The 22,631-nt window shown below is 58.0% G+C and carries 22 protein-coding genes and 2 pseudogenes; 6 read left to right on the top strand and 18 right to left on the bottom strand.

Features of this window, described 5'->3' with window-relative positions; all coding sequences use genetic code 11:
- Positions 1-619: 619 nt before the first annotated feature.
- Both E5W87_RS00510 and E5W87_RS00505 read right to left on the bottom strand, forming a co-directional pair.
- Positions 620-1,015, bottom strand: a complete 396-nt coding sequence (locus tag E5W87_RS00510; protein WP_292393003.1) for a hypothetical protein — start codon at positions 1,013-1,015, stop codon at positions 620-622.
- Entirely contained in the window at positions 1,012-1,293 is a 282-nt protein-coding gene (locus E5W87_RS00505; RefSeq protein WP_292393001.1) for a hypothetical protein, read from the bottom strand. Before E5W87_RS00505 ends, E5W87_RS00510 begins: the two co-directional genes overlap by 4 nt.
- Before the next feature lie 744 nt (positions 1,294-2,037).
- Between E5W87_RS00505 and E5W87_RS00500 the strand changes: the two genes are divergently transcribed.
- From E5W87_RS00500 to E5W87_RS00485, 4 genes are all read left to right on the top strand, one after another.
- Positions 2,038-2,433, top strand: coding sequence for a hypothetical protein (locus E5W87_RS00500; protein ID WP_292392999.1), 396 nt, complete (start codon positions 2,038-2,040; stop codon positions 2,431-2,433).
- Positions 2,430-3,800, top strand: a complete 1,371-nt coding sequence (locus E5W87_RS00495) for a hypothetical protein (RefSeq protein WP_292392997.1) — start codon at positions 2,430-2,432, stop codon at positions 3,798-3,800. The genes E5W87_RS00500 and E5W87_RS00495 overlap by 4 nt, the downstream gene beginning before the upstream one ends.
- A 581-nt stretch (positions 3,801-4,381) precedes the next feature.
- Complete coding sequence (locus tag E5W87_RS00490; protein ID WP_292392995.1) at positions 4,382-6,544, top strand: prolyl oligopeptidase family serine peptidase; 2,163 nt, start codon at positions 4,382-4,384, stop codon at positions 6,542-6,544.
- Between the two features lie 38 nt (positions 6,545-6,582).
- A complete protein-coding gene (locus E5W87_RS00485; RefSeq protein ID WP_287172802.1) occupies positions 6,583-7,281 on the top strand; it encodes an OmpW family protein in 699 nt (232 codons plus the stop codon).
- Between the two features lie 308 nt (positions 7,282-7,589).
- On the opposite strand, the gene E5W87_RS00480 is transcribed toward E5W87_RS00485, so the two are convergent.
- From E5W87_RS00480 to E5W87_RS00440, 9 genes and pseudogenes are all read right to left on the bottom strand, one after another.
- Positions 7,590-7,793 carry a hypothetical protein gene (locus tag E5W87_RS00480; protein WP_287310941.1) on the bottom strand — a complete coding sequence of 68 codons (204 nt, stop codon included), beginning with the start codon at positions 7,791-7,793 and terminating at the stop codon, positions 7,590-7,592.
- Between the two features lie 144 nt (positions 7,794-7,937).
- Entirely contained in the window at positions 7,938-8,597 is a 660-nt protein-coding gene (locus tag E5W87_RS00475) for a hypothetical protein (protein ID WP_292392993.1), read from the bottom strand.
- Between the two features lie 101 nt (positions 8,598-8,698).
- Positions 8,699-9,354: pseudogene (locus tag E5W87_RS00470) on the bottom strand (IS630 family transposase); the annotation flags it as partial.
- Positions 9,355-9,422: 68 nt separating this feature from the next.
- Positions 9,423-9,657, bottom strand: a pseudogene (locus E5W87_RS00465) (aldehyde dehydrogenase family protein); the annotation flags it as partial.
- Positions 9,658-9,965: 308 nt separating this feature from the next.
- Positions 9,966-10,214 (bottom strand): aminotransferase class III-fold pyridoxal phosphate-dependent enzyme, encoded by a 249-nt coding sequence (locus E5W87_RS00460; protein WP_292392991.1) that lies wholly within the window; start codon positions 10,212-10,214, stop codon positions 9,966-9,968.
- Positions 10,175-10,402, bottom strand: coding sequence for an aminotransferase class III-fold pyridoxal phosphate-dependent enzyme (locus E5W87_RS00455; protein WP_292392989.1), 228 nt, complete (start codon positions 10,400-10,402; stop codon positions 10,175-10,177). The genes E5W87_RS00460 and E5W87_RS00455 overlap by 40 nt, the downstream gene beginning before the upstream one ends.
- 222 nt (positions 10,403-10,624) lie before the next feature.
- Complete coding sequence (locus E5W87_RS00450) at positions 10,625-12,607, bottom strand: argininosuccinate synthase-related protein (RefSeq protein WP_292392987.1); 1,983 nt, start codon at positions 12,605-12,607, stop codon at positions 10,625-10,627.
- The gene (locus tag E5W87_RS00445; RefSeq protein WP_091597904.1) at positions 12,604-13,548 is read right to left on the bottom strand and encodes a DMT family transporter; all 945 of its coding nucleotides are present in this window, start codon (positions 13,546-13,548) and stop codon (positions 12,604-12,606) included. Before E5W87_RS00445 ends, E5W87_RS00450 begins: the two co-directional genes overlap by 4 nt.
- 657 nt (positions 13,549-14,205) lie before the next feature.
- A complete protein-coding gene (locus tag E5W87_RS00440) occupies positions 14,206-14,424 on the bottom strand; it encodes a helix-turn-helix transcriptional regulator (RefSeq protein ID WP_029354714.1) in 219 nt (72 codons plus the stop codon).
- A 115-nt stretch (positions 14,425-14,539) separates the two neighbouring features.
- Here E5W87_RS00440 and E5W87_RS00435 point away from each other — a divergent pair, with 115 nt between their 5' ends.
- Entirely contained in the window at positions 14,540-14,806 is a 267-nt protein-coding gene (locus E5W87_RS00435; RefSeq protein ID WP_029354712.1) for a DUF2285 domain-containing protein, read from the top strand.
- Positions 14,807-15,286: 480 nt separating this feature from the next.
- Here E5W87_RS00435 and E5W87_RS00430 read toward each other — a convergent pair whose 3' ends face one another.
- Positions 15,287-15,520, bottom strand: a complete 234-nt coding sequence (locus E5W87_RS00430; protein WP_091597910.1) for a helix-turn-helix transcriptional regulator — start codon at positions 15,518-15,520, stop codon at positions 15,287-15,289.
- Between the two features lie 116 nt (positions 15,521-15,636).
- Here E5W87_RS00430 and E5W87_RS00425 point away from each other — a divergent pair, with 116 nt between their 5' ends.
- Positions 15,637-15,918, top strand: a complete 282-nt coding sequence (locus tag E5W87_RS00425) for a DUF2285 domain-containing protein (protein WP_091597912.1) — start codon at positions 15,637-15,639, stop codon at positions 15,916-15,918.
- A 546-nt stretch (positions 15,919-16,464) separates the two neighbouring features.
- On the opposite strand, the gene E5W87_RS00420 is transcribed toward E5W87_RS00425, so the two are convergent.
- The 6 genes from E5W87_RS00420 to E5W87_RS00395 form a co-directional block, all read right to left on the bottom strand.
- On the bottom strand, positions 16,465-17,202 hold the full coding sequence (locus E5W87_RS00420) for a LuxR family transcriptional regulator (RefSeq protein WP_127248563.1): 738 nt from the start codon (positions 17,200-17,202) through the stop codon (positions 16,465-16,467).
- A 931-nt stretch (positions 17,203-18,133) separates the two neighbouring features.
- Positions 18,134-18,484 (bottom strand): hypothetical protein, encoded by a 351-nt coding sequence (locus tag E5W87_RS00415; RefSeq protein ID WP_292392985.1) that lies wholly within the window; start codon positions 18,482-18,484, stop codon positions 18,134-18,136.
- On the bottom strand, positions 18,405-18,695 hold the full coding sequence (locus E5W87_RS00410; RefSeq protein ID WP_292393049.1) for a hypothetical protein: 291 nt from the start codon (positions 18,693-18,695) through the stop codon (positions 18,405-18,407). Before E5W87_RS00410 ends, E5W87_RS00415 begins: the two co-directional genes overlap by 80 nt.
- A 616-nt stretch (positions 18,696-19,311) precedes the next feature.
- Positions 19,312-19,809: an Lrp/AsnC family transcriptional regulator gene (locus tag E5W87_RS00405; RefSeq protein ID WP_127248552.1), complete on the bottom strand. Its 498-nt coding sequence runs from the start codon at positions 19,807-19,809 to the stop codon at positions 19,312-19,314.
- Positions 19,810-20,309: 500 nt separating this feature from the next.
- Entirely contained in the window at positions 20,310-21,854 is a 1,545-nt protein-coding gene (locus E5W87_RS00400; protein WP_292392982.1) for a fumarate hydratase, read from the bottom strand.
- Positions 21,855-21,860: 6 nt separating this feature from the next.
- Positions 21,861-22,631 (bottom strand): aldehyde dehydrogenase family protein (locus E5W87_RS00395; protein WP_292392980.1); only part of this gene is annotated, 771 nt, incomplete at its 5' end.

The raw sequence follows: 22,631 nt of genomic DNA, 5'->3' as shown, positions 1-22,631 counted from the left end.
CCCGCCGGGCGAGCACGCCAATGAGATGGGCGCATCGGAACCATATTGGACAAGCATCATGTTGGCGGCCGCCGCGCCGACCACGGACCGAAGCATGAACCCGGGCAGAACCTCATACGGCAGGAAAGCAGGCGATATAGCACAACCAAAATGCAATCACGCTCTCCGCACACCCGGATGGGCGATCCCTTCTTGCATCAAATTTGCCTTGACGAGGACGGCCCCGTTACCGAAGTCCTGACCCTAGCCGACACGGCCTTTGGTCGGCGTCTCGGATGAAGTCTAGAATGCTTGCGTCGGCTCCAACCAACGTCTCTTCTGGAGCGGAAACACGCTCAGAAATTTTTCCACTCGGCGGTGTCGCGTCGAAGAAGCGTTCTGCAAAGAATAGTCCCCCGAAACCACCGTCATGAACCACAGGGACATAGCTGTGACGATTGATATTTCGCGTAGTTACATCGGAAACCGACTCGCAAGTCATAAGATGAGCTCTAGGTGTCATTATCATTCCACCCGTAAGGCCTGCCTGTACGTGCCAATTTCCGGACTTACGTCGGCGAGTTCTTGATAATCGTTTTTCCGCACGAAACTTAAGCTCCCATGGGAGAAGGCGAGGAAATCAATGCACGGTAGCAACGACGAGCCTGTCTCTCGAGTAATTGTAGAAGCGAGAATCAATTCTGAGTTCCACGTTTGAAGGACGATTCCCAGTGCAGCGTCTGGACCCGGAGGCGTCTAGGAATCCAACAGCAGCATTCAACCAGAACCGAAATTCACCCACGTCGAAATGCGCAATGTTCGAGCGTATGGTCTCAGCGGCATGCTTTTCATGGACCCGCGCCAGCTTGCAGATTGTCATTGCCAGCATGATTGGCTGGTCGTTAGCCCGCTCCCACAGGAAGTCGTCGTCTAGAAATGATGCTTCGTCAGCATCCGAAAACTCGAATCCACTAATGTCCCGTACCTCGGCAAGATTTTCATAGGGATGACTGTGGAAATCACCGATGAGCGTCAAGTGTGGTGCCCTCGAACCATCAGTTCGCTCTTCAGGCGGACAGCCTGATCGTTGGGCTTCACGCTGTTCCGTGATCGCTTGGCTGAAATGCTGAGACTCATAAGATCGACATGGAAATGGGTCGTTCCTTTCGAGTCCTCGCGACTGAAGCCCCAAAGATACCCCAGCGTTTCCAGCTTTGTTCGGCGCGGACGACCATCTCCGAGAACATAGGCTTCCAGTGTGGCAAGCGTAATAGTGTGACGAGCTGCATCAGAAAGGGAAATGGTGAACTTCATCGTCCGTTACCTGAAGGTGCCTCCGATTCGTTTCCGATCAACGGCCAGCCACGATCCTCACTGGGGCTTCGCTGGTCCAAATCGCGATATATCCGACCTAGTCGGCCCGAATCCTGACCTTGATCAGGATCTCGCACGCGAAGTCCTGACCAAGAAGCCATCGCTGGTACGTCGGGGGCTTTATCGTTCCCGCCTACGACGGTGTTGCGCCTGTGATACCTGACGGCGAGGAAACCATCGAAGAAACCGCCGATGACCTTCTCGCCAGTGAGACGCTGGACTCCGCTGTCGAGGAGGAGCTCGATGAGAAGGATTCGACTGACCATCCACCGCGGGACAGGTTTCTTCCGTCGTCGATAGGGTTGACGGTGGTTCTTCCGGAAACGGTGAGTCAAGTCACGCTGCGCGCAACATGGGGGAACTATAAGACGGAGCCCCCATTGCCCGATGCGCTCCTCATTCCCGAAGAGTCGGGAAAGGGCAAGCCAAAGCCAGAAAAGCCCGAGAACCTCCGTTGGGTTCGGGTTCCGGCGAAGCCGCGATCGTCCTCGACGTCACTCGGAACCAGTCCGGGATCCCGCTGCCGGAAAGCGCTGCGCCTCACAGGCCGGGCGGCGGCATCGAAGTCGCCGTTCACACCGTGTGCTCCGTCAAAAGACTCCGGAAGGGGCTGAAGAGCGTCTGCGCGTCATCACCGTCTTCTTGGTAAACCGTCGACGGAGCACAAAGGCTCCGTACAAGGACGTGGCCTACGCGTTCCAGACCCGGATCGAGCTCGAATGTGCGGATGGATTTTATCCGCGCAGCGACCTGTCCACCTACCAGTCCGATGATTTCGAACTTAGGCTGGGCGATCTCCATTATCGCGATGTCCGCGAATATGCCGTTGGTCGCAACACATCTGCAGGCTGGCAAGAACGGCGTGACGCGACGAACGATCCGCTCCCCGTGACGCGTGTTTGGACCGATTTCCTTCCGCAGCAGGAGGTGGAGCGTGTCGTCCGGCAAGGAGCGATGGCGTCGAGTTCGGCATGGAGGCGCTCGCTCGGGCTGCCGTTTCCGGAGCCGAAGCGGTCAGTGCAGCCTTGGATTCACTGCCTGAACTTTACGCCGAGTGGCGGCGGGGTCAGGAAGGAATGATGACAGGGCTTGCGCCGAGACGGCTAAAGACGGGCCAGGCGCTTCTGGAAAATGTTGACACCGCCGGCAGCAGGATTCGCGATGGGATAGATCTCCTTAAGCGTGATACGGTGGCGCGTGAAGCATTCGGCCTGATGAATACGGCGATGGCGATGGCCAACCGCCGGCGCGAGGCAGTGATCCAGAAGAAGCTGCCGGGCGATGTAGACCCGCCAACATGGCGGCCGTTCCAGCTGGCCTTCGTCCTCCTCAATCTCGTTGGCGTGACCGACCGAAACAGTGGTGAGCGCGAGATCGTCGACCTGCTTTTTTTCCGACCGGCGGCGGCAAGAGCGTATCTTGGACTTGCCGCCTATGCGATTGTGCTGAGGCGGCTCCGCGGATCTGGCGTGCTGGGTGCGGGCATCAGCGTCATCATGCGCTACACGTTACGCCTGCTCACGCCGCTGGTCTCGTCTGCGCGCTCGAATTCCTGCGGACCCATGATGACAATGGCCGGAACACGCTTGGCGAATGGCCGATCGAGATTGGACTCTGGGTGGGCGGCGCAGCCTCACCGAACAATCCAGCCGCGAAATTCTTCCGACAAGGACGCCGCGACGACCTGGCTGAAGCGGTACCAGAGCAGACCTAAGACGAAATCCCCGGTGCCACTGAAGGCATGTCCGTGGTGTGGTGAGCCCTTCAAGCCAGAGAGCTTCCACTTCACGCCCAACAGGACGGCTCCGCAGAATCTAGTGCTCAAATGCGAGAACGCCGAATGCGACTTCACGCGGGATCGACACCTGCCGGTGCTCGTGGTGGACGAGCCAATTTACCGCCGTCTTCCCGCATTTCTCATCGCCACGGTGGACAAATTTGCCTCCCTTCCATGGATTGGCAAGAGCGGCGCATTCTTTGGACACGTAGACCGGTATGATCCGGACAAGGGGTTCTTCGGCGCGTATGAGCCAGGCGAAGGTCGCCCCTTCGGAAACGGGCATCGGCTCGATCCGCCGGATCTTGTCATCCAGGACGAACTGCACCTGATCTCTGGCCCGCTTGGAACGGTGGCCGCACTCTACGAAACAGCGATCGACCTGCTGTCGTCGCGGCCGGGTCTTCATGGACTCATTCGTCCAAAATCGTCGCTTCGACCGCGACCGTCCGAAGGGCGGAGAAACAGATCGCAGCCTTGTTCGATCGTTCGGAGACGGCCGTATTTCCGCCACCCGGCATCCACCGTACCGACAGCTTCTTCGCCAGGACTGTGCCATCGACACGAGAGCCCGCCCGCCTCTACGTCGGTGTGGCGAGTCAGGATCGCGGGCCTAAACTCCTCTTTCTTCGGAGCATGCAGACCCTGCTGGCAGGCGCGCAGGCACTGACTTCCAGCCCGACGCAAGAAGGGGAAGATCCCGCCGATCCGTATCTGACAGTGCTCACGTATTTCAATGCGCTTCGCGAGCTTTGGGGGCGCTCGTCGCATCTCCTCAGAACTCCGCTGCTTCCAGCTGGCGGCTGAAACCCACAGGCGCAGCCAGCTTGGTCGCTAACCGCATCGATCGCCTCATGGTGTCTGCCATGAATCCGTGTGCGTGAAGCGCTCCAGAGCGAAGATGTTGGGCGTCAACCAAGTTCACCAATGAGCTTCACTGCTCGAGTTCTGCACGGTGTCACCGACTGGCGCCGGAGGTTGATCCGGTGATTAGGAGGAGCACTCGTTATCGGATTCTCGACGATGTCAGACATGTGACACAACGCTTCCAGAGCGATCGCATTGTTCCGAAACGATTTTCCTAGTTGGCACGACGGTTGCGGTCCTATGCGCAAAAGAACTACGACGCCGCACCGACTGGAAGAACTCATCAATGATCACGCTTTTCGAACATGTGGGCGCCGCTACCAACACTGAGCGTTCCCGAGCCGACGGAAGCCTCTATCCCTTCTTTCTGAAGGCTGTCCGGACATGAACGCATTTGATGTCCGTCCAACGCTGGATGCTCCCGACGACGATCCCTATCTCTGGCTTGAAGATGTAGAGGGCGAGCGGGCACTTGCCTGGGCCGCCGGCGAGTCGGCAAAGACCCTGAAGCACTTCGGTGGAACGCAGTTCGAGCGCGACCGGGCGGCTCTGACAGCCATTTTCGACAATCGCGACAACCTTCCCCTGATCGCGCGCCGTGGTCAGTACCTCTACAATTATTGGCGAGATGCCGGAAATCCACGCGGACTGTGGCGCCGGACCACCCTTGCCGCCTACATGAAGGCGGATCCCCAATGGGAGCTACTGCTCGATCTAGATGCTCTCGCGGCTAGCGACGGAGAGGATTGGATCTGGGACGGCGCGTCCGTCGAGCCGGAGAGACGGGAAAGAGCCGTTCTGCGCCTGTCGCGCGGCGGCAGCGACGCGGTCGTGCATCGCGAATTCGACCTGATCTCTCTGAGCTTTGTGGCCGACGGTTTCAACCTCCCCGAGGCCAAAGGCTACGTTAGTTGGCTGGACCCTGACACGCTTCTGCTTTCCAGTGCGCTTGGTAATGGCATGGCCACCCGCTCCGGCTATGCGCGCACCGTGCGACTGTGGAAGCGTGACGCGGATCCCCTCACCACGCCGGTAATCTACGAGGCCGGGTTCCAGAGCCTCAAGGTGTCTGGTCATTCGGACCGCACCGGCCGCAGCGAGCGCCTTTGGTTCATCGAGCAGCCGGCCTTCTTCGAGAAGATCAGCTGGATCGGCGACAGGAGCGGGCCGAGGAGGCAGATCGATCTTCCTCGCGACGCGTCGCGGCAGGTCTTCGGCGACTGGCTGGCGGTAAGGCCGCAAAAGCCCTGGACGGTGGGAGGCACCACCCATCCCGCCGACGCGCTGATCGTCATCTCGCTTTCCTCTTTTCTCGCCGGCGGTCGCCGTTTTGAGACCCTGTTTCAACCAGGGGAAAGGCGCTCCCTGCAGTCATTCTTCTGGAATGACGGGAAGCTCATTATCTCTTACCTCGTCAATCTCGTACCGCGTTTCGAGATGTTCACTCCCGGCCACCAGGAATGGACGCGCCGAGTCCTGAACACCCTGCCCGCCGAAGGGACTGTCGACGTCTGGTCATTCGATGCGGCAGTTCACGAGACCAATGGAGAGGTCCTGGTCTGTGCTCAGGATCCGATCACACCGCCGCAGCTCTTGCTGTTCGATCTCAATGCCGCGCCGTCTCTCAGCGCTTCAGCAATCCTGAAGCGCAGCCCGGAGAATTTCGATGCATCCGGACTGGTGGTCACGCGCCACGAGGCAATCTCTATCGATCATGAGCTGATCCCCTATACGCAGGTTGGCCCGGCGAACGGGAACGGAGATGCTCCGATTCACCTTTCCGCTTATGGCGGGTTCGGCGTATCACTCCTGCCCTACTACAACTCCCCGCTGGGCAAGCTGTGGCTCGAGCGCGGCGGCACGTGTGTGGAGGCGAACATCCGCGGCGGCGGCGAGTTCGGCACCCGCTGGCATGATGCCGGGCGCAGGGAGGGCAAGCGTCTGGCCCATGACGATTTCGCCGCCGTTGCCGCCGACCTCGTGCGAAGGGGCATCACCCTGCCGAGGCGGATTGCCGCCGAGGGCGGCTCAAACGGCGGCCTGCTGATCGCCAACATGCTGACCCGCTATCCTGAGCATTTCGGGGCTCTGTTCTGCACAATTCCGCTTATCGACATGCGTCGCTACACCAAGCTCTTAGCGGGCGCGAGCTGGATCGACGAATATGGCGATCCGGACAAGGCTCACGATTGGGCTTTCCTGAAGGAAATCTCCGCCTATCACGCCGCGGCGCCGGGACAGCCCTATCCGCCTATCCTGATCGCCACCACGAAACGCGACGACCGCGTCCATCCGGGCCATGCGCGCAAGATGGCCGCAAAACTGCAGGCTCTTGGCTATCCCGCTTACTTCTACGAGGCCAGCGCAGGCGGGCACGGCTACGGCAAGGACAATCGGGAGCAAGCCGCATTCATCAGTCTAGGCACCAATTTTCTCCGCAGCGCAATCGGCTTCAACGATCACCTTCCGGAGATGGCGGTACGCGTTGCAACGCAAGAGGAGCATTTGAGCTCCATCAACGATTCATTCGAGCAGGAGACGAAATAGTGCAGTGCATCCTTTCTGAACATCAAGGAGTGAATATCATGGCGAGAACGCGAATGGGCGTAGCGCGGGCAATAGCAGCGGCGGTGGCCCTAATCATGGTGGGACAGCAGGCCGTCGCCGCGGAGCCTTCGCAAGCAGAGACCGTCCTGGCGGAGACGGGAGCCTCGGTCACCGAAGCGCCAAGCCCTTGGCAGGTCCGCCTGCGGGCGTTGGGCGTCGTTACGAAAGATCTGGGCTACGTTGATACGCTTCCCGGCTCCGGTCTTTCCTATTCGGACACGGTGACGCCGGAACTCGATATCTCGTATTTCTTTAACGACAACATCGCCGCCGAACTCATACTCGGTACCACCTATGCCAACATCGCGGGCCAAGGGACGATCGGTGGGTTGGGCAACATCGGCAAAGCTTGGCTGCTGCCGCCGACGCTCACGTTGCAGTACCATTTTACCGATCTCGGCGCGTTCAAGCCTTATGTCGGCGCCGGCGTGAACTACACGATCTTCTATAACCAGGACACCGGCAGCGCTGACGCTCTCAAGGTGAAGAACACGTTCGGCACGGCGCTGCAGGTCGGATTCGACTACATGGTGGACCAGCACTGGGGCCTCAACTTCGACGTGAAGAAGCTTTTCCTGAGGCCGGACTTCGACGTCACGGTGGCCGGCGCGAAGCTGACGGGGAAGGCGGAGCTCGATCCCTGGCTGATAGGCGCAGGTGTCACCTACCGCTTTTGAATATCAGAGTGAAGTCTGCTTCCCGACTGCCGGTTTAAAATGAAGGGCGCCTCGCGCGCCCTTTTTTACGGTCGACACTGCAGCGCAAGACCTCATGAAGCTATTGTCGGGCGGGGTTCTCTTCCGGCGGACCAAGAAGATGCACTGGCCAACCGGCCTTGCGCCTGAGGTGGAGTGCTTAGAAGCGCTTTGGATCGGGACGGGCTTTGGTATTGTGGGTGGAATGCTTCAGCCAGACCATTTGCCAGCATCGTCTCCCGGACGTCATGTGTGAGCTTCTTTGTCAGCGCAAGGCGAACACGGATCTCCTAGCAGGCCGTTGAAGAAGTGTCCCGTTTGGCCTTGAGGATTGCCTCGTCGCCGTTGTGATAGAGGAAGGTGATCTCGATGGAGCCGTCGTCGAGCAGTTCAGCATGGCCGTCGCCTGTGACCTCGTCCATTTCGTCGAATCCGACCCATGTGAAGAAGACCGTCGACGGGCCGTAGCCGAGTTCGAGGGTTAGATGAGCCAAACGCCAGTGGGGCGTCCTGGGGACGACGCGCGCGAGATTCTGGTCGTGGTGGCCAGCCCAATACGATGTGAGAAGTTGCTGCCGGTGCGGGTACCGGAGGTCGCCGATAGTGACAGCCGATGTTCGACAGCGGCAAGGACATGCTCAGCCGTCAACGCGCCGAGGGCTTGGCCGGGAATGGTGGTGATGGAACCAATCCAGAAAGCGGCGGCTGCCCAGGAGAACGCCTTCGCGGGACTTTGACTCCAGTCCGCACACCCTGCTCAGATAGTCCGAAAAAGAGGTCAGAAGCGGAGCATCCGGATTATTATCTACACTGGGAACAGAAGCAAGGAAGCGTTCTGGAGCCACTCGCCGCGCGTTTACCAGTGCCGACACTGCTCCAAGCTGACTATCTGCCATGACCACCTGCCGAACGTAGTCCGTTGACGCCACCGGTACCCTTCGCGGTCTGCTCCAGCGGGAAGATCGGGTCTGAACGACCCTGCTGACCTGTGCGGCGGCCTCTCTCGCTAGGGCGTCCCCCTTCCTGTCGTCCTCCTCCGCCGCTTTCGGCTGCTTTCGGCCCGCCGCCCTCGCCAAGGCGTCGTAGTCGGTAAGCGCGTCCTCCGTCTCCTTTAGGGGCTTCATCGCGTGACTAGAGTTTAGCGCGTGTTTGTAGGCGGCGGACCGAATGGTCGTCGAAATGCCACTCAGCGCCACCGCAAGATGCCCTAGGGCTTCCGCCTCATGATCTGACAGCGGCACGTCACGATTAGAGCCGATTGCCCTGCCTTCTTCCAGTTTCAGAATGTTTGTAGTCATTTCCTGCTCCATCGCGTTGACTGAGATACGATGGAGACGGAAGTGGAGAACAAATTGTTACAAGCAACTAAGATGATATTCTCGTCAACGGGACAATAGTGGACGTTGAGGGCGGCGAACAGGGTGGTGGTGCCGTTGCGCTTGTAGTCGTGCCTCATCGTACCGAGCCGCCCCTTCTTCATCGGCAGGCCGGGTGGGTGCGGTCGAGCGCCTGGATCTGGCTCTTTTCATCGACCGACAGAACGATGGCATGGGCCGGCGCATCGAGATAGAGGCCGACGACGGCGCGCAACTTGTCGACGAACTTCGGATCATTGGAGAGCTTGAACTGGCGCCAGCGGTGGGGTGCGAGACCATGCGCCTTCCAGATGCGCCTGACGGCGCTGGCGCTGATTGCGGCGGCTTGCGCCATCATGTCGGCGGTCCAGTGGGTCCTCTCGCCCGGCGGATCGGCAAGCGTCAGTGCCACGACGCGCTCGCCGACATCGGGACCGAGCGGCGGAATGCGCCACTGTCGCGTCTTGTCGCGCAGCAGCCCGTCACAGCCTTCCGCGGCAAAGCGCTCCTGCCAGCGCCAGACGTCGGTCTTCGACTTGCCGATGCGGCGCATGACCTCGCCGGTGCCGACGCCGTCGGCGGGCAAAAGCACGATCTCGGCGCGCCAGACATGCTTTTGCGGGGCGTTGCGATCCCTGATCAGCGCCGTCAGACGGACGCGATCGGCCGACGAAACGGTGAACGATCTTCCTGTGCGCATGCGCCAGACTCGCACGCGCAGGCCAGAAAGGGAATCTCTGATTGGACTCCCATGTCAGGCGGGAACCACTAGAGGCCGAGACCGCCGATGCAGACATGTTTGGTGTCGAGATAATCCACGATGCCCTGGAGGCCGCCTTCCTTGCCGAGGCCCGATTCCTTGACGCCGCGGAACGGCACCTCCGGCGTGGTGATCAGGCCTTCATTGACGCCGGTACTTCAGTCCTTCCATCACGCGGAAGGCGCGACCGAGATCGCCGGTGTAGAAGTAGGCCGCGAGGCCGAACTCGGTGTCGTTGGCGAGCGGCGTGCCCGACCTGAGACATGGGTGACGTTTTGTACCGGACACGGATGAAGTGCACCCCTCGGGTGAGCGTTTGCTCGATAATATCCACTGCAGTGAAGCAGTCGGTCTTAATGCTGGAACTCATGCCACCCGACCGACCCGGGAATTCGCAGCAGCGGCGCCGTCGAGCGCAGAACGAATGCCGTCAACCAAGGCGTCGATCTCGCTTTCGGTGATTATATAGGGCGGACAGATTGCAAGCACGTCTCCCATATTGCGGATCATGACGCCGTGCTCGCGGCACCGCCGCTCGACATCGCCGATCCTCAGCTCGGGCGCGAAGACGCGACGGGCGCACGATCCTCGACGATCTGAACCCCCGCGATGAAGCCGCGGCCGCGGGCTTCACCGACAAGCGGATGGTCGCCGAGCGCGTCCGCGAGGGCTCCATGCAAGTGATCGCCGAGACGACGCGCCTGGGTCACGAAATCGATCTCGCGGTAGATCCTGATCGCCTCGGCGGCGACGGCCGCTATCACCGGATGACCGGAGTAGGTGAAACCGTGACCGAACACGCCGACCTTGTGTGCCTCGTCAGCGGCGCATTGATAAATCTTGTCGAGATAATGACGCCGCCAATGGGCAGGTGACCGGATGAAAGCCCCTTGGCGATCGAGAGCATGTCCGGTTCCATGCCAAATGTCTGGCTACCAAACCAGTTCCCGGTGCCTCCGAAGCCGCAGACCACCTCGTCGGACAGCATGAGGATAATTTCTCACTTTCTTGCGAAGATCGGGGGTGTCCACGGTCATTCGTATTACGCGAGATCCGCGAGGCCAAAAACCATCATACCAGAGGAGGCGAAACTGCTATCTAGGTGTTTAGATGCAAGAAATTAATCCTGCATTGTTCCCGCACCAGGAACACCCGAGAGGATACCAAGCAGTATTGAACCTTGTTGAAAATGCTCTCGGCGCGCTGGGCGTTATAATTTCTCGAAGGCGATCACAAGGACGTCGCGATAAGCGTACGGCATTTTCAGGTTTTCGGCCACAATCGACGATACATCGTGAAAGGTTTCGCGGTCGTTGCAGATCACAAAATCATTCGGGGAGTTCATTTCGACCTCGCCGAGGAACTCCTTTGAGGCGTCGGTGATCATGCTCATGCCGCCGGTGACGTTGACCCGCCCAATCATATAGCAAGCAATGAAGTCCACCCCGTCCTGGTGAAGGCCCTCGGGTGCCGGTTTGCCGTTTACACCATCGCGCGCGACAATCCGGTAGGGATGGATCTTGATATTCCAACGATCATGTCGGGCGGCTTCACATAGAATTCTGCAGAAACCTGTCAGAATCTTTTCTAAGACGGGATGGTCTATAAAGGAGTTTTCAAGGGGCTCGAAGTGGCGCTTGAAGCCGCCATTCAGATGATTGACACCTTTTGATTGTTCGTAGGGGGCGTGGGGTAGGAGCCTAAAGATTCCGTCAGTTGCGTCATATTCAAAAGCGCTATAGCGCCGGTAACGATATGTTCCGCCGTCACGCATGTATTCATCGAGAAGAAGTCGATTCCAATGGTCAGCAAAGTTCTTCCAGGCTGCATCAATTTCGATGCCAAAGCAGGCTTCGGCGCGCTCGCCTTTTGAAAACCACCATCCATTTGTCACCAGACCGTCAGTGCATTGTTGACTGAGGTTGGCCGGCGCCTGGGGTGCGTTGTTTTCCACGGGTGTCTCCCTTTTGGCGACTTGGCGAGGACGGAACGCTTTGGACAACGCTATGTGGGTTGCGGCTTGGTATTCCCAAAGGTGGCGGTCCCTAATGTATCTCGGCGTCCTGGCTCGGATCGACCGAGGTAAAAAGCGTGTGTGATCGACTATGTAGCTGACGCTCCCGCTAACGCCCTCGAGGGCGGATGCAATGGCCCGTTCGCACATCTGGTGAATAGTACTGCCCCATGCACCTGAAACCGCCTCTTGGGACCAGGCTTGCTCAAGCCCTTGCTTCAAAACGATTGATGCCACGTCAAGAGAAGCGGTTTCGAGGTGACGCAGCGCGTCGAAGATAATGGCCGCCGCAGGGGCCTCGCGGACTTCGAGAACCTTTTGGCCGGTTGTGATGTGTTCAAGCCCGACAAAGCGGCCGTGCCCGAATTTGCCGACCGTGTTATTCAGGAACGGGATTGCGTCGACCAATGCAACATCACGGTCATCAATTGACACGAGACTTCCGTCTGCAAACCCGAGTTTGATCTCTACCGGCTGCTCTGCGGGAATGTTGCGCGTCCAAGCAAATGCCTCCTCGGGGATGGAAAAGTTCTCGGGATCTTCCAAAGGCCCCGACTCGAATTCCCGACACCAGAGGTTTTCGTCCGCGCTCCACGTACGGTCCGCCACAAAAGTCGCTCCACACTTGGACAGGTCGGAGGTCTTCTGTTGTCGGGATATCACAGAGCATTCATACGGACTGCCGAAGTTGCCGGAAAATCCTGAGCGCTTAATGCTATTGTTAAGGCGCGGAAGACTGTTTTGAGAAAGGTTTGCTGTATGAAGAACCAGCCGTGAGCCGATTGACCTTGCATGATTAACAACCAAAGATGCGATTATGGGACGGCTCAACGAACTGCTCAACGGATAGATGCCAAGGTACTTGGCGTGGGCTCGAATGGCTGATTTCACGCCTTGTTCGACAAAGGCATCCCGCCCTTCGAGGCAGACAAAGCGCGCGCCGAACATGGCTGCCGTCCGTTCCAACAAAGGCTGATCGATGCGCGTTCCGACATCCGCTGCGACAGCTTCAATGTTCGCAAAGCCAAGGCTTTGCAGCTTGTAGAGAAGATAGGTGCTGTCGAGACCGCCGCTGAACATGGTTGCAACTGGTGCGGTTCGGTCCGGAAAAGCCTCCAGATCTTCAAAACTCGAAATGCCGCCGAAGGCGGGTTTGGTGGAAGCCAAGATGGGGTTCATTTGGATGTCCTGCTCTCAAACCAGATGCCAGCAAACGTCCCAGCGAGGACGAGGCCTGCGCCTATCAAGCTCGGTACTGTCAAAGGCTCATTCAGAAGAAGGTGCGCTAGAACGAAACCAAAAAAAGGTTCTGTTCCCATCAAGAAGCCAACCCGTGTCGGTGTGGATTTTCTCACTGCGGCATTTTGAATGTAGAATGCAGCGAGGGTGCAGAAGAGTGCAAGGAAGGCAACAGCGCCCCAAAACTGAAGGGTGGCCCTCACAACAAGGCCTGAAATTCCGAACTGAGCGACGGCCAAAACGAAAGTAAGTGTTGCCACCGTCGATCCCTGGATGGCCGTCAGGGCTGCAGATGAAATCTGCCGGCCGGCCAGAAGGCGTTTGGTGGAAACGACCATAACCGCTCGCAGAATCGCGGCCCCCAAGACAAGCGCGTCACCCGGGCTGAACCTGCTGATCCCGCCAGTGAGAATGCCGACACCGATGCACGCTATGGCAGCACTTGCCAAAATGCCCGTAGGTGGAAGTCGCCGTGATAGCCCATAGTCGATGATCGGCGTGAAAATCACACAAAGCGATATGATCAAGGCCGTGTTCATTGCGCTTGTCGATGCAACGCCGTAAGTTTCAGCAATAAAGATGCAAAAAAGTATTGTTCCCAATGCGAAGCCGCGGATGAAATCGCCCCAGGAGACCAATGCGATCTCATGTCTTGCAGCCACTGCCGTAATGATCGTAGTAATCAGGAAGCGATAAAGAACAAGTATCGAAACCGGCGCGTAGAACAGTGCGCCTTTCCCGACCGGATAGCTCGCCCCCCAAACGAATGCGACTCCCAGCAAGGCTAGATCCACCGAGAAAGATGGCGTCCGTGTTTTCCTGACAGGTATTGGAGAACTTTCGAAAACGTCCACCTTCAAAGTTTCCTTTGTGTTAGCCATCCACCCTGCTGCGAGGGTCAAACAGATCAGGTCGTTCAGCCTCTTGGGCGATCCGTGCCGCGGCGTACTTGTTTTTGGTAACGCAAGTGCCGTGCCGATTCGGAAAACCATTGCTAGACAACAACCTGGTCGCCTTGATAGTTCGGCGGTTCATGTCCATCGTTGTCAGAATGCCGACAATGACTTCAACTGCAGGGATCCTACCGGCAGGGCCCCAAGGCGAACACGCGGCTCATAGATGCCGACAAGATGGCTGGTTCAGCCATGCTGCGACAGTTGCCTGTTTTTTTCAGTTCCTTTGCTGTTCGTGCGCTAACCGCAACGCTCCATACTAGTCTCGCGTGCCTGTCCCCGTGGGGTGGGCGGCAGAAAGCGATTAGGCCCGCTGAAAGAGGCGAACCGCATCCGAAGGACCGTAACCAAGAGAAGGACCTGAAGCGAGAGCGAAGGTTGCGGGAGGCCGCGGCGGGCCTAAAAGGCAATGCCGACCGCCCCAGGAAAGGCTGACAAAAACCGCAGCGGCCGACTGTCCAATAGGGTGCGCCGCGCCAGGGCGAGCCAAATGGCAGGGGCTGCCGGGGGGCCCTAAGAAAAGCGTGGGTTCACGAGCACCCGGCGCGCGCCATCAGGCCGCCAGCTACTTGGAGGGCGGGTGTATCAGGCCTGTTTGTCGGGCCGAACCAGATCCATGTGGCTGACGCCGAGGGCCAATGCCAGTTCATAGATCGTGATAATTGTCGGATTTCTTCGGCCTTTCTCCAAGCCGCTGATGTACTGCTGACTGAACCCGGAAATCTCCGCAAGCTGCTCCTGCGTCAGACGCTTCCTTTGCCTGATCCTCTGCACATTCCGTCCGACCAACTTGCGCATATCCATGCACGCAAGCCAGCGGATCAGGCGGCTTGAGTTTATCAACTATAATATAATATGTAATCCACATTTAGCAGCCAGAGGGCTTCGCCGGTCCATTCTCCGGAGATAGAATTAGCGAATGTTACAGCCCAAATCGAACACGCCGTTTGCCGACGAGGTCCCCTGGTCGGACCGCATTACAGCCTACGACAAGGACCACTTTACAACCTATATGAGGCTCCTGGACGCCTCAGCCGACAACGCCACTGAAGAGGAAATGGCCCATGTGATCCTCGGCATTGATCCGGCACGCGAACCGGAGCGCGCACGGAACGTCCTTCGCAGTCATCTCGACCGTGCAAACTGGGTGGTGACGAGCGGCTACAAGGATTTGTTCGCCAGTTGACGAAAGGGCGGTGCGGTCGCTTCGCTTGAAGCAACGAAGTCGCATAACCACCATGCATCGACGCATCACCACAGCGCGAATGCGCTCGAAGATGATCGCGAGGACTTCCAGTCGGCGCGGATGGCCCAGCCCTTCGCTGTCTCATCGTTTTGTCCTCCGCTCGCCAATGGCTGCTTCCCAGGAAGCGGTGCGGCGGCGAGTCATGACAGGAACGGGCCCGCCGTCTGAGCCGCACCGCATCCGAAGGACCGGATGGACAACCTACTGAAAGCTCACACCTAGCTAAGGGTTGCGGGACGCCGCGGCGGGCCTAGAAGGATGCGGCGCCACCTGCTGGGAAGGGCACAACAGAGAGAATTGCGAGAGTCTAACGACGCGCTAGGAGGAGGCGCAGCGGAATGGTCGAGACGCCCTGAGCCAAGAAAAGCAGGGATCGACCCACCGGCACCCGGCACGCGCGGTGATGGGCGCGGGCGCCCACTACGTCCGCAGGCTCAACAGAATCTCACACGGATCAGCGTCGAGGGCCGCAGTTACGTCGAGAAACTCAATGATATCGAGACGCCGCTCTCCACCCTCATATTTCGCCACGAAAGATTGCGGACGGCCAAGCATCTCAGCCACCTGCGCCTGCGTCAGCCCTTTGACCTTGCGCAGTGAGATCAACTGGGCCAGAAACCGCTGGTGGCGGGGAGATCGAAGAGATTTTGGCATTTAGGTGAACCGGTCAGGTAGAGACCGGCTCAGCGACTAATCCCCGTTTCGGATTATCCCATTTTGGGATATTCTGCCTTGAATCCAGCGATCAACATGCGAGGTTCGCGGCAGACATGAATCGATCAACGGGAACAGATAGGATTCAAAGCCCAACACTGCTCGACGAAGTCCCTTGGTCTGACCGTCTTACCGCCTACGACAGGGCGCACTTTACCACCTATATGAGGCTCCTGGACGCCTCAGCCGATGAGGCGCCCCAAGAGGAAATGGCCCATCTGATCCTCGGCATTGATCCGGCACTTGAACCGGAGCGCGCCAGGAAGGCGCTTCGTAGTCATCTCGACCGTGCGAACTGGATGGTGACGAGCGGCTACAAGGAATTGTTCGCCAGCTGACAAATGCGCAGTGCTCGGTCATACAAGTAGGCAGTTCCTGTGGCAGCCAGTGGTCAGGCTGATCGGGACCTGCACCACAGACGCGCCGGCAAAATGGACTCGGTGGCGAGCACAATTCAGTTCCCAGGAAATCGGGGTTTTGGCAATTGTCCGAGCGTCTGACGTGATAGAAGGTTCCGCTCTGTCTGGATGGGTAATAGCCCGGAGCAGCACTCCATATCGTGCCGGCGCTCGACGCAGAATGGTCCACCTCTTCGCTTTCAAGCCGGATAACCGAAAGCCATCGCCCTAAGTCAACGGTTAGAGATTACCGGCAGGCAGGTATGCAAGCGGGCCATTCTCGGAAACTATAAACCGCACGACTAGCTCGTCAGCGACGAAACACCCGCTCGAGCACCGGTAGACTAAGATCACCGGCGCGGACTGGAAGGATACGGCTGCATCGCCCTGACCGAGCCGGCGGAACAGAAGATCTCGGCATCCAGTCAACGCTCGATACAAAGCGCGCGATCGAATGGACCAAGCACAACCGGATCAAAAAGCTTCTCAGAGAATTGAGGACCCTTCGGACCCCAAAAGGGCTATAGCCTGATTTTGGGTTCGCACGCCTAGCTTCTTCTTGGCATTGTCCAAATGAAAAGCGATCGTGCGTGGCTTGATGCCCAAGATGCGGCCGGTCACCCAGGCTGAATTACCCCGCGCTGCCCACCGCAGGCACTCATATTCGCGGGATGTCAGCGAAATCCCATCCACTGTTCGATCGCTCGGCAGTTTGCGGCGAACGCAACGATGAAAGCAGGCCGCCATCAGCTGAAGAGCTTGTTCGTACCGCTCAGCGACCCGAAGAAATACTGGACGAGGCTCATCGGCGGCAAAAGTAACCGCAGCGATGCGGCCGCGGAGATCGACAATTGGGATCGTCAAACCGCAGCAGATGCTGAATTGAGCCGCCTCATCGAATAGCTGCTGTTGAGCCGGCGACATTTTATCGCCTCCCAAATTCGATCCCCAGTGAAACGGGCAGCCGCCATTTCGAGCACGCAAGACCACAGGATCGAGTTTCTCATACTGATTTTCCAGATACTGTCTGGTCCAGCGGGGTGGATAGTTCGAAATTAGCCTCGGTTTGCCGGAAGGCCGTGCTGGCAAGGAGAGGTAGGCAAAGGAGATTAGGTCAAGTCGTCCGGCCGCCTCAGCCATGGCATCCCGGAAATCTGCCTCATCGATACTCTGTGACAGTCTTTCAAGGAATGTCTCGAAAACAAGTGGCAGGTCCCTCGTCATCGTCGCGCTCGATTCTTCCTCTTTCTGCACGCCTTCCGGCTGCGTCGTGTATGTCCCGACAAACGCGATTGACTTCGCGGGCGTCGCTGCGCTGACCAGGCTCCAGAATGCTGCCACACTTTCGATCTTCGCCGGTCATCCCAATCATGCTGGGCTCGCCCGTTGGGCGTCTGGCAGACGCCTCTTGATCTTTCAACAGCTCAATCAGAGAATCTCCATGCATTAAATCGTGACCGCCCCTGCACCGTCCAAATCAGGAGAAATCATCCTGCGCTGACCAAAAGCCATCATTGACCCAGCTTTTGCAGGAATTTGGGTCGGCACGAGCATAACAATTCGGATAGCCGCTCATCCCCCACCCGGGGCGCCGTGATCCGGAACGAAGTGTTGCGATGCTTTCTTTTCTTTGATAGGCAAATCGTCTCAACAATATTAAAATGCCTTTTCCTTGTGAACGGGATGGGCGTGTGAGTATCGTCCTTTTATATACCTGACGTGATAAAATTCACCGCAATGATTATTCTGCTCTTTGTGATGTGAAGGAAGATATCTTCGGCGTTGCCGCACTTTGGAACCGGCGACCGTGGCCCGCTGCAATGATGTAAAGGGCGCGTCTAAGCTCAATCTGCATCGGAACGTGCAGATGACCTTTACCAGACCCTCGATTCCGGACGGGCCATAATGATTCTGATTACGTGGGTCAAAAAGGGCGCCCTGCCGGCGGGGAGGTACACCCGCAGGGCGCGCCGCACAGAGGTCCTGGTCGTTGGGCAACAGGACAGCGGCGGCAGAACTGATTCGGTTCGTGACTGAAATAGTCCGGAGCATGCTCAAGATCAGATATCTGGAATTCAACAGTTTTGGGTCTGCTCGGCGCAGTAGCGCGCAGGGACATGCCTGCCTCCGGACTCACTCCTTCGCGATCGCAAAATCATACGGCACCCTCGGCCTTCAGCGCGCGATAGGTGGTATCGACCGACTTTACCGTCGCGTCGACAATGATATCGATCTCTTTTCGGGTAATGATCAGGGGGGGTGCATAACCGAGGATGTCGCCATGCGGCATGGCCCGTCCGATGACACCATTCTCAAACAGAGCAGCTGCAGTGCGCACCCCGACCTGAAGGTCGGGTTCGAATGGTATCCTTTGTTTTGGGTCCCGCATCATCTCTACGGCCGACAGGATACCCACTCCGCGAACTTCACCAACGATGGGATGTCCCGCCAGCTCGGCCTTCATCCGGTCTTGCCAATACGGTCCAACATCGCGGACATGCTCCAAAATATTTTTTTCTTTTAAGCAGTCGAATATTGGCGAGCGCGGCTGCGGCACAAAGCGTGTGCCCCGAATATGTCCAGCCGTGGCCGAGTGCGCCGTGCTTCTCAGTTCCTTGTTCCAAAACCGACCAGACACGGTCGCCAATGATTGACCCGGAGATGGGGAGGTAGGCGGAACTCAAACCCTTTGCGATCGTCACGAAATCCGGACGCATGTTATACAGGTGGGAACCGAACTGACCAGCAATGTCAAACACGACAGACGATCTCCTAATCTCGATCAGCAACGAACTTACGACGTAAAAAGGCGATGGAGCGATCTCCGAATATCCGCAGGCGTCGAGGGCCGGTTTGGTCGCCAAGGCCGAGCGGGCCAGCTTGCACTCCCGCTACCCCGTCGGCTTGCCAATTCCTCGCTGTAGATTTCGCCCCCTACACGGATGCGCTGACCGCGACTAAGCTCAATCGCCACTGATCGCCAATCCAGGGCGAAGCCCCCCCTTGAGGTAGCTGTAGAGGCACTTTTCGACACTTCGCATCTTAGATATGGACCCTCCTCCACCAGGCACGATCCGGTTTGGCTTCTCGCCGCAACCGTGCTGGCCAAGTGCGTCCGATGGCTGCTTCGATCCGTCTCCTGGAATTGATCGGTTCCAGATTGCTCAAGCGCATCGTCCTTCCTCGCCATCAACTGGCGGATAGCGCTCGGCCACCTCTTTCCAGCAATTAGTATACCGCAAATGTCCCTTGAGTTTCGTCGGAATGGGTGCTTTTTGCCGACGAATCTACGGGATCCGGGCCAAACGCCGTTGAAACTTAAGCTTTTCGGTTTTACCGTTGCCTCAGGGCGGACAAGGGTATCGGTGAATTGGACTTCACTGGTTTCGTGACGACAAGGCTATAGTATTGATCAATCCCCAAGCCTGCCTGCAGCAGTCCCTCCATGAAATCCTGATAGGCGGCCATAGAACGAGATGCGACCCGCATCAGATAATCGACGCGCCCCCCAATTGCCCAGCAGTCCAGGATTTCCGGAATCTCTTCGATTGCAGTTTCGAAGTGTCGTTGGTCCTCAAGACGATGACGATCCAGCACGACCTCCACCATCACAAAGATCATGCCGCCGATGAGGGCAGGACTCAGTCGCGCATAGAATCCCTCAATAATCCCTGCGGCCTTGAGTGCTCGGAGCCGCTCCGAACAGGCCGACGCCGAAAGATGAACTCGTTTTGCAAGCTCACTTTTTGAAATCCGACCGTCTGCCTGAATTTCGGAGAGAATTCGGAGGTCCCAACTGTCGAGTTGCACGGGATCGGGTTTCGACTTCATAACCTGTTGCTCTCAAGCAGCGATCGACAGCGCGTCGTGTGCCGATCAATTCTAACATCAATTGAAACGACCGAATGTAGTAGTGGAAGGCATCCGTTCCAGGCCCGAGATGTGCTAGAATGGGTACGAAAATCAACTGAGGGAGAGTGATCCGCTGAGAAAAGCTGCAGAAGTAATTTGGCTATCGCCCCGACGCCTAACGGGGCAATGATGCAGCTGGAGAGGATAGTCCGCGGCGGCGGAGACCTCCTGATAAATAGATAACCCTTTCTTGAATCTCCGCTACCCGTACTTGATAGATGCGCGACTGCAATCGAGCCTCGATCGGGTGGACGGCATACTCAATGCAGTATTCACTGGCACATTCAGCTATTGGGGTGAATTGAAGGCCTTGCTCGTCCGGCTCGCCGAGGCGCAGGGCACCGCAAATGCCACTCGTCTTACGGCTTCCCCGACAATTTGGCGCTGGGGTCTGGCCGAAATCGCCCAACCGGAAAGACTCAAACACCGATGTTGCGGGCGATGCTGTCGGCCGCCATACGCTTACGCCACTCAAGAGGCCCGGAATTGTGAATGGAGTTTCCCTCAACATCGACAGCCATGATGACGGGCATGTCCTGCACATCGAATTCATAGATGGCTTCCATGCCCAGGTCTTCAAAGGCGACAATCCGCGCCGCCTTAATCGACTTTGAAATCAGGTACGCAGCGCCACCCACTGCAGCAAGGTATGGCGTTTTGTGTCTTACAATCGATGCGATGGCCGCCGGTCCCCTCTCCGCTTTGCCCACCATCGCGAAAAGGCCGGTTTCGGCGAGCACCTTGTCCGTAAAATCGTCCAAGCGGCTGGAGGTTGTTGGACCGGCGGGTCCAACGACCTCATTCCTCACTGCCCGGACGGGACCGACGTAGTAGATCACGCGTCCCCGCAGATCGACTGGAAGCGGCTTGCCGGCATCGATCAGTTCGACCATTCGTTTGTGGGCAGCGTCACGGGCCGTCAGCATCTTTCCAGACAGCAGGAGCGTTTCACCGCAGCGCCACGATGCCGTCTCTTCCTTCGTCAGCGTATCTAAATTGACCCGCCGGACGCCGGCTGGGTTCAATTCGTCGGCTCCGATGTCGGGCCATTCGCGCAAATCGGGCGGCTGGAGGCTGATGGGTCCAGAGCCGTCCAAAGTAAACTTCAGGTGCCGGTTGGCGGCGCATTGCGGGATGAGCGCCACAGGCTTGGACGCCGCATGAGTAGGATAGGTCGCAACCTTGACGTCAACGACTGTCGTCAGACCACCAAGGCCTTGGGCGCCGATACCAAGCGCGTTGATCCGCTCATACAGCTCAATCCGCAGCCCCTCCTCTGCGCTTGACGCCCCCCTTGCGATCAGTTCCGCCATATCGATGGGCTCGTTCATGGCCTCCTTGGCCAGCAGCATCGCCTTTTCAGCGCTACCACCGATGCCGACAGAGATCAGTCCAGGTGGACACCACCCGCTGCCAAGGGTCGAAACGGTATTGACCACCCAGTCGGAAACGGAGGCGCTGGGATTGAGGGTGGTAAAACGTGCCTTGTTCTCCGACCCGCCGCCTTTTGCGGCGATGGTGACCTCAATCTGGTTACCTTGCACCAGGTCGACATGGACAACTGCCGGCGTGTTGTCGCGGGTGTTGACCCGTCTGGCGAGGGGATCCGCAACGATCGATGCCCGAAGGGGATTGTCCGGATCGAGATAGGCTTGACGTACGCCCTCATTCACAAGATCAGCGAAACTGGCCGTTGACTTGATGCGGGCATCCATGCCGACCTTTGCGAAGACAACCACAAGTCCGGTGTCCTGACAAATCGGGCGCCGACCAAAGGCCGCCATGCGGGAGTTCAGCAGAATCTGACCTATGGCATTCTTCGCCGGCGGGCTCTGTTCTCGCGTGTATGCGTGAGAAAGAGACCGGATATAATCTGGAGGATGATAGTACGAGATGTACTGAAGGGCGTCGGCGACGCTCCTTGTGATGTCGCTACCGGCGATGGTCCGTGTTCTATTTCCCACCGGATTTCATCCAAATGAACCGAGGCCATTGACCATTTTTAGAATCTGGAAGCTTCGCACCCCCTGCTCGCCGCCTTCATATCCATAGCCGCTTTGCTTGACTCCTCCATAAGGGGCATCAGCGGAAACCCCTTTCAGGTAATTCACACTAACAGCGCCCGCAGAAAGACCATTGATAAGCTTCTGTTGCGTATCGGCAGCGCCAGTGAACAAGTAGGCGGCCAGCCCGTACTCGGTGGCGTTGGCTTCCTCGATCGCCTCTTCGATCGTATCGAAAGGCGCCACGGTGAGAATCGGTCCGAACGGCTCTTCATGAAGCACTCTCGCTTCCTTCGGTACGCCCGTCAGGATGGTTGGCGGCCAGTAAAACCCCGGTCGGTCAAGGGGGGTGCCACCGGTCTCGATGCGGGCGCCGCCCTCTACCGCATCTTTGGTCAGGCGTTGCATGGCCTCGATTCGCCGCGCGTTTGCCAGGGGCCCCATCTGCGTTGCAGGGTCATCCGGTGGACCGATCCTGATTTTTCGGACAGCCTCCGTCATCCGGAACAGGAATTCCTCATAGCGGGATCGGGCGACAAGAATCCTGCTGGGCGCATTACAGCTCTGGCCCGCGCACTCGAACTTGTATTCCGAAATAGCCGGTATCGCCGTTGCCAGGTCGGCATCTTCGCACACAATAACCGGTGAGTGTCCCCCGAGTTCAAGGATGCAGCGCTGCAAATTATTCGCGGCGAGCGTGGCGAACTGTTTTCCAACAGCGGTTGAACCCGTGAAAGT

This window comes from Mesorhizobium sp. (assembly GCF_004962925.1).
GTDB lineage: Bacteria > Pseudomonadota > Alphaproteobacteria > Rhizobiales > Rhizobiaceae > Mesorhizobium.
Note: the sequence above shows the minus strand (reverse complement) of the source record. Positions and strands in the feature narration are given on the sequence as shown.

Bases quoted from the DNA above. Each gene is read 5' to 3' on its own strand.
- E5W87_RS00505 (WP_292393001.1), bottom strand. From the start codon at position 1,293: ATGAAGTTCACCATTTCCCTTTCTGATGCAGCTCGTCACACTATTACG.
- E5W87_RS00475 (WP_292392993.1), bottom strand. From the start codon at position 8,597: ATGACTACAAACATTCTGAAACTGGAAGAAGGCAGGGCAATCGGCTCT.
- E5W87_RS00435 (WP_029354712.1), top strand. From the start codon at position 14,540: ATGTTACAGCCCAAATCGAACACGCCGTTTGCCGACGAGGTCCCCTGG.
- E5W87_RS00490 (WP_292392995.1), top strand. From the start codon at position 4,382: ATGAACGCATTTGATGTCCGTCCAACGCTGGATGCTCCCGACGACGAT.
- E5W87_RS00420 (WP_127248563.1), bottom strand. From the start codon at position 17,202: ATGACGAGGGACCTGCCACTTGTTTTCGAGACATTCCTTGAAAGACTG.
- E5W87_RS00430 (WP_091597910.1), bottom strand. From the start codon at position 15,520: ATGCCAAAATCTCTTCGATCTCCCCGCCACCAGCGGTTTCTGGCCCAG.
- E5W87_RS00440 (WP_029354714.1), bottom strand. From the start codon at position 14,424: ATGGATATGCGCAAGTTGGTCGGACGGAATGTGCAGAGGATCAGGCAA.
- E5W87_RS00425 (WP_091597912.1), top strand. From the start codon at position 15,637: ATGAATCGATCAACGGGAACAGATAGGATTCAAAGCCCAACACTGCTC.
- E5W87_RS00450 (WP_292392987.1), bottom strand. From the start codon at position 12,607: ATGAACCCCATCTTGGCTTCCACCAAACCCGCCTTCGGCGGCATTTCG.
- E5W87_RS00485 (WP_287172802.1), top strand. From the start codon at position 6,583: ATGGCGAGAACGCGAATGGGCGTAGCGCGGGCAATAGCAGCGGCGGTG.
- E5W87_RS00405 (WP_127248552.1), bottom strand. From the start codon at position 19,809: ATGAAGTCGAAACCCGATCCCGTGCAACTCGACAGTTGGGACCTCCGA.
- E5W87_RS00410 (WP_292393049.1), bottom strand. From the start codon at position 18,695: ATGCGTCCGGATTTCGTGACGATCGCAAAGGGTTTGAGTTCCGCCTAC.
- E5W87_RS00495 (WP_292392997.1), top strand. From the start codon at position 2,430: ATGATGACAGGGCTTGCGCCGAGACGGCTAAAGACGGGCCAGGCGCTT.
- E5W87_RS00445 (WP_091597904.1), bottom strand. From the start codon at position 13,548: ATGGCTAACACAAAGGAAACTTTGAAGGTGGACGTTTTCGAAAGTTCT.
- E5W87_RS00455 (WP_292392989.1), bottom strand. From the start codon at position 10,402: ATGCTGTCCGACGAGGTGGTCTGCGGCTTCGGAGGCACCGGGAACTGG.